The sequence below is a fragment of the Nocardia sp. NPDC049190 genome, from assembly GCF_040648115.1.
In the GTDB taxonomy this organism is placed as follows: Bacteria; Actinomycetota; Actinomycetes; order Mycobacteriales; family Mycobacteriaceae; genus Nocardia.
Map to the genome: position 1 here is coordinate 177968 of NZ_JBEZDE010000001.1, position 5888 is coordinate 183855.

4 protein-coding genes and 1 pseudogene are annotated in these 5888 nt (G+C 63.8%); 4 read left to right on the forward strand and 1 reads right to left on the reverse strand.

Annotated elements, in window-relative coordinates:
- Positions 1 to 47: 47 nt before the first annotated feature.
- The 4 genes and pseudogenes from AB0B25_RS00765 (at position 48) to AB0B25_RS00780 (ending at position 5225) form a co-directional block, all read left to right on the forward strand.
- A complete protein-coding gene (locus tag AB0B25_RS00765) occupies positions 48 to 773 on the forward strand; it encodes a ParA family protein (RefSeq protein WP_357172652.1) in 726 nt (241 codons plus the stop codon).
- Positions 773 to 1609: a hypothetical protein gene (locus AB0B25_RS00770; RefSeq protein ID WP_357172655.1), complete on the forward strand. Its 837-nt coding sequence runs from the start codon at positions 773 to 775 to the stop codon at positions 1607 to 1609. The genes AB0B25_RS00765 and AB0B25_RS00770 overlap by 1 nt, the downstream gene beginning before the upstream one ends.
- A gap of 894 nt (positions 1610 to 2503) precedes the next feature.
- A pseudogene (locus AB0B25_RS00775) lies at positions 2504 to 2839 on the forward strand (C40 family peptidase); the annotation flags it as partial.
- Positions 2840 to 3194: 355 nt separating this feature from the next.
- Positions 3195 to 5225: an NADPH-dependent 2,4-dienoyl-CoA reductase gene (locus AB0B25_RS00780; RefSeq protein ID WP_357172658.1), complete on the forward strand. Its 2031-nt coding sequence runs from the start codon at positions 3195 to 3197 to the stop codon at positions 5223 to 5225.
- A 116-nt stretch (positions 5226 to 5341) separates the two neighbouring features.
- Here the strand turns inward: AB0B25_RS00780 and AB0B25_RS00785 are convergent, their stop codons facing one another.
- A complete protein-coding gene (locus tag AB0B25_RS00785) occupies positions 5342 to 5881 on the reverse strand; it encodes a PaaI family thioesterase (RefSeq protein WP_357172661.1) in 540 nt (179 codons plus the stop codon).
- Between the last annotated feature and the right edge of the window lie 7 nt (positions 5882 to 5888).

Sequence of the window (5888 nt, forward strand, 5' to 3'; positions counted from 1 at the left end):
AACTGGCCGGGCACGGCATCTGCGCTCCTCACACCTGGAGGATTGTCATGACGAACTCTGTTGCACCACTCCAGACGCCCGCACCCCTGGTGATCACACTGGGGAATCTGAAAGGCGGCGTCGGAAAGACCACATCATCGTTCTTCTTGGCCTCCTACTTCGCGTCGGTGCACGAGTTGCGGGTGCTCGTCATCGACGCCGACCCGCTCAGCCAAACGGGCTACTCCTGGTACCGACGGCTGACCAAAGGCGACATCGAGGTTCCTTTCCACCTGATCGCCTTCCCGTCCCGACACGTCGACGACTGCATCACGGACAACGCCGCCGAGTACGACGTCATCATTGTCGACGCCGGAGGCGAGTCGGCCGAGATCTTCAAAGCCGCCATTCCGGAGAGTCACGAGCTGATTCTGCTGACGAGTGTGAGCCCGTCCGAAGTGAAGCGGGTACCCAGCACCTTCAAGGCCGCCGAAGAGGCAGCGGCCGGGCGCGATCGCGAGATCCGGGTGCGCGTACTGATGACCAAAGTTCCGGTGACCATGAAAAAGGGCGTGAATATCTCGACCGAGTACCGAACACAGCGAAAGTATCTGGAGGACGCCGGATACGACGTCTTCGAGTCCTACCTGAGTTCCTGGAAGTGGTACCGCGAGGCCGCCGATGGCGAGGTCGGCGACGGAGCCGAGAATCCGATCGAGGACCTGGCGGAATATCGACAGGTGGGCGATGAACTGGTCAGCCCATATCGCCTCGCGGTAGAGGTTCCGGCCTGATGCCCCCACAGCGTAGAAAAGGCTCGATCGGCAGGGCCGCCAACCCGCTGTCGGATGGCGCCGAGCACACTCCGCCGGTGTCTCCGTTACGCGATGCCGAGTGGCGCCGTCGGGGCACTGAGCTGCGCAGCGTGCCGGCGACCCCGGACAATGAGGCGGAGACTGCGAGCCTGGACGTGTTGACGATGCCGCTACCCGTCGAAGGCGAAGGCCCGCTGAACGATCGCGAACAGGCTCAGTTGACCGCCTGCGAGTCGTCGATCGACAGCTTGCGCATGGCATTCTGGGCGGCGGGTCGTGCGTTGCAGATCGTGCGCGACGGCCGACTGTATCGCGACAGCCACGGGACGTTCGACGACTACGTGGAACAGCGGTGGGATATGCAACGGTCGTACGCGCACAAACTGATTCGCGCGTGGCCGCTGGCCGCGAAGCTACATCCGGTGGCGCCCGGCATCAACGAGGGCCAAGTTCGTGAACTGCTGCCGGTGGCGGCCGAGCACGGCGAAGACGCGGCGGTCACGGTATACACCACCATCGCCGACACCACCGGCAACAAGGTCACCGCGGGCAAGATTCGGGAGGCGGTGGCGATGCTTCCGGACCGTTTCGACCAGGCCGATGTGATCGAGCGCCTGCAGGCCTGGCTACGTGGCGAGGTACGCGAGGGCCCGGCCGAGCCTACAGCCGACCTGTTCGCCACCGTGGGGTCGCGGTTCGCCGCATTGACCCGGCGGGTTGTCGAGGGATCGAGCTACGACCCCACCGGCGCGCGTGAATTCGCGGCGAAACTGCGCACTCTCGCCGAACAGATAGAAGAGCGAATCACCCCCTGAGACCGGGTCGACGCGAATGCCCCGCGGTGGAATTCATTCCGCCGCGGGGCTTTTTCATGCCTTCCTATAGCCATTCTCAGCCACGTTATCGGAAATACTTTCTTTGGTTATTACTTCGTTATTCTAATTAGTGTGTTGGTATTTGTTCCGCTGCATCGCATGCCGGACGATGCCAATCAGATCCGCTGTACCGAAAAGATCACCGTGTTGGTTTTCGAATCAATTCGAGAGCTTGGTGACAGCCACGACATGCGGCATCACCCGGCCTCGATACGAGGATCGGAGGACCGGATTATGGCATCAGACGACGACGTACGATATTGGCGCTACCTGCGCCGGGCGGCCCTGTGGGCCCTGGCGATCGGGGCCGCGACCGCGGCGGCGATCGTCGCGACACTGCTCGGCGCGGGACAGGCGTCCGCCGAACCGCTGATCGTCCCGGGTGTGGGAACCGTCGACGTTCCCGACGGCCTCGCCCTCCCGGCAGAAATCGAAGTACCGAATGTCGCGGACCTTCCGGAGATCGCGGCAACTATCGCGGCCGACATTCCGATGGTCCAGCTTCCGGAAGCCGTTGTCTCGGAATTGGAACGCCTGGAATTCGCCGGCGTGCCGGCAACGGAGATTCCGTTCTCGGGCATCCCGATGACAGTCCCACTTCCCGCACCCGATGCGACGTTGGGCACCGAACTCGCGGTACCCACCACGGTGCTGGGCAGCGAACGCTTCGCGCCCACCGCGGTGCCGGGACCTGAACTCCAGACGTACACGACCGTGTTGGGAATCGAGCTGCCCTTCCCGGTGCACCTGCCGCGAATCGAACTCCCGTTCCGCACCGGCATCCCGGAGATCGACCGCTCCGCGCCCTCCGGCGCGACGCCGCATAAAACCACCGGAGAGGTCGCGGTCGAGGCAGCACGGTCCAAGCTGGGTTCCGATTACGTTTTCGGCTCAGCGGGTCCCGACGCCTTCGACTGCTCGGGTCTGGTGCAGTGGTCCTACGACCAGGCAGGCGTCGAAGTACCGCGCACCAGCTACAACCAGCTCGCCGCGGGCACACCGGTCGCCATAGACGACCTGCAGCCGGGCGATATGGTGTCGTTCTACGGCGGTGGGCATTCGGCCCTCTACGCCGGTGACGGCCAGGTCATCCATGCCGCGACCGAAGGCGTCGGCGTCACGATGTCGCCGATCTCGCAGATGCCGGTGACCGGCGCCCGCCGGTTCTGAGCCACAGCGGCGGGGCTACCGGCCCCGTGCACGCAGTCGCGTTCTTCGCGTCTCTCGTGAGGTTCCGCGGCTCACATCGTCACCCCAGAAGAGCAGCTCATACCGCTGGTCGCTGTCAACGGACCCACGTTATCGGGTCACCCGCCCCCCGGCGACCGCTGACGGCCGATCCCCGCCCTCTCGATCGGGCCACTGGTGCGCGGGTGGTCCCCCCGCTATCGCGCCGCCACGGAACAGTGCGGAACTGCGCAGGATGAAACAGCCCGCGTTACGTCCAGATGCCCCAGTCCGCTGTTGAGGTAAAACGTGCTTTCCTCCGATTGCGCGGTTGGGTACTGGTCATTAGGTTCACTTCATGGGTTCAGCTTTTCCGCGCTTGCTGTCGCCACTCCGGGTCGGAAGCGTCACACTGCGCAATCGCCTGGTGATGGGTTCGATGCACACCGGGTTGGAGGACCGGGACTGGCATATCGACCGTCTCGCCGCGTTCTTCGCCGAACGAGCCCGCGGCGGTGTGGGTCTGATCGTCACCGGCGGTTACTCGCCCAATCGGGAAGGCTGGCTGTCTCCCTTCGCCTGCGCGATGATCACCGAGGCCGACGCACGCCGACACCGCACCATCACCGACGCGGTGCACGAAGCGGGGGCCAAGATCGCGTTGCAGATCCTGCATGCGGGCCGGGATTCAGAGGTTCCCATCAGTGTGTCGCCCTCCGCGGTGCCTTCCCCGTTCAGCCCGTTCGTACCCCGGGAATTGACCGAGGAAGGCATTCAGAACACGATCGCCGACCACGCGCGCTGCGCGGAATTGGCGAAGCTGGCCGGATACGACGGGATCGAGGTGATGGGTGGCGAGGGCTTCCTGATCAATCAATTCCTCGCGCCGCGCACCAATACCCGCACCGATCAGTGGGGCGGTTCGACGGCCAACCGCCAGCGATTCGCGATCGAAATCGTCCGGCAGATCCGAGCCGCGGTCGGTGACAATTTTCTCATCATGTTCCGGATGTCGGTAGCCGAGTTCGTCGAGGAAGGACAGACCTTCGACGAAATCATCACACTGGCGAAGGAATTGCAGTCCGCCGGGGTGGATGTCATCAACACCGACATCGGCTGGCACGAATCGCGGGTTCCGACCATCGCGACCTCGGTGCCACGGGCCGCGTTCGTCGGGTACACCGCCAGGCTCAAGGAGCACGTGACAATCCCGGTGTGCGCCGCGAACCGGATCAACATGCCCGAGGTCGCCGAGGAGATTCTGGAGCGGGGCGACGCCGATCTCATCGCGCTGGCACGGCCGCTCCTGGCCGACCCGGAGTGGGTGAACAAAGCCGCCGAATCCCGCGTGGACGAGATCAACACCTGTATCGCCTGCAACCAGGCTTGCCTCGACCACACCTTTACCGGCCAAACCGTGTCCTGTCTGGTGAATCCACGCGCCTGCCATGAAACACTGCTGCAGTTGCTGCCCACCCGCAGCGCCAAAAGAGTCGCTGTCGTCGGCGCGGGCCCGGCGGGTCTGGCGGCCGCGACCGGGCTGGCCGAACGTGGTCATCATGTCGAGCTGTTCGAAGCCGAAGACCGGATCGGCGGCCAATTCGACCTCGCTCGTCGTATCCCCGGCAAGGAGGAATTCGACGAGTCGATCCGATATTTCCGAAGTAAGCTTGAAATCACCGGTGTCACAGTGCATTTGAATACCCGCGTGACAGCCGAACAGCTTGCCGCAGGTGATTGGGACGAGATCGTCCTGGCCACCGGCGTGCGTCCGCGCACCCTCGATATCCCAGGAATCGATCACCCGATGGTGCTGTCCTACCCACAGGCGGTCCGCAAGGAGCGGCCGGTCGGAAAACGTGTCGCCGTTATCGGTGCCGGCGGGATCGGCTTCGACATCAGTGAATTGCTCACCGTCGAAGCGAGCCCTGCCCTGAATCTCGAAGAATGGCAAGCCGAATGGGGTGTCACCGATGACGACCACGCCCTCGGCCAGTTGACGACCCGTAAGCCGACCCCGGCCGTAAGGGAAGTCACCCTACTGCAACGAAAGACGGGGCCGTTCGGAACAACTCTGGGTAAGTCGACGGGCTGGATCCACCGTGCTGCCCTGAATGCCAAAGGGGTCACTCAGATCGGCGGAGTGAACTATGAGCGGATCGACGATCGAGGTCTGCATATCAGCTTCGGCGAGAACCGCGAGGGCCGGCGCGTGATCGAAGTCGACAACGTAATCATCTGCGCTGGTCAAGAATCTGTCCGAGACCTCGAGGATCAGCTCGAAACCCTAGGCGGCCGTGTGCATCTCATCGGTGGAGCCGACGAAGCCAAAGAACTCGACGCCAAACGCGCTATCGACCAGGGCACCCGTCTGGCCGCGACACTCTGAACCAGCAGTCGCGTAGGAGGGTCGGTTCTCCCGACCCTCCTACGACATCCTCGGATGTGGGGCTCGCATCCGACGGTTGGGAGCCCTCCTCGTTCCCTGCCGAACCCGCGATATCGTCAGCCGACGGTCATGCGGACGAAGCTGGCCGACGACGTCGCGTAGATTTTGTCGGCGTCATCAACGAGGCGGGCTTCGGCGGTGCAGGTGGTCCGTCCGATGTGGACGGCGGTCGCGACCGCGTACAACGGTCCCTGGCCATGGACGATACGGCGAACCAGGTTCGTGTTCATGCTCACCGTCGTAACCAGGGACTTGTCCTCCAGGGAAAGATGGACGGCACCCCACATCGCGATGTCGAGAACGGTGCCGGCTACGCCGCCACCGACCACGCCGAGGAAGTTCACGTGTCGCTCGTCGGGGGTCAGGCTCAGGACCATACGGCCGGGCTCGGCGTCGACGACCGCGATGTTGAGCAGCCGCGCCAATGGGGGCTGTGGGAGATCGCCGGACCGCAGGCGCTCCAACAATTCCTCGCGTGACAACTGCATCAAGCCGAAGACGGCGAGCATGGGATCGTTCCACTCCATACGCAATTCTCGGAGGCCGCTGTCGGACGTCTCGATCGTCGCGAACCCGTTGTCTGTCGTCTGGGTCATCATTTCC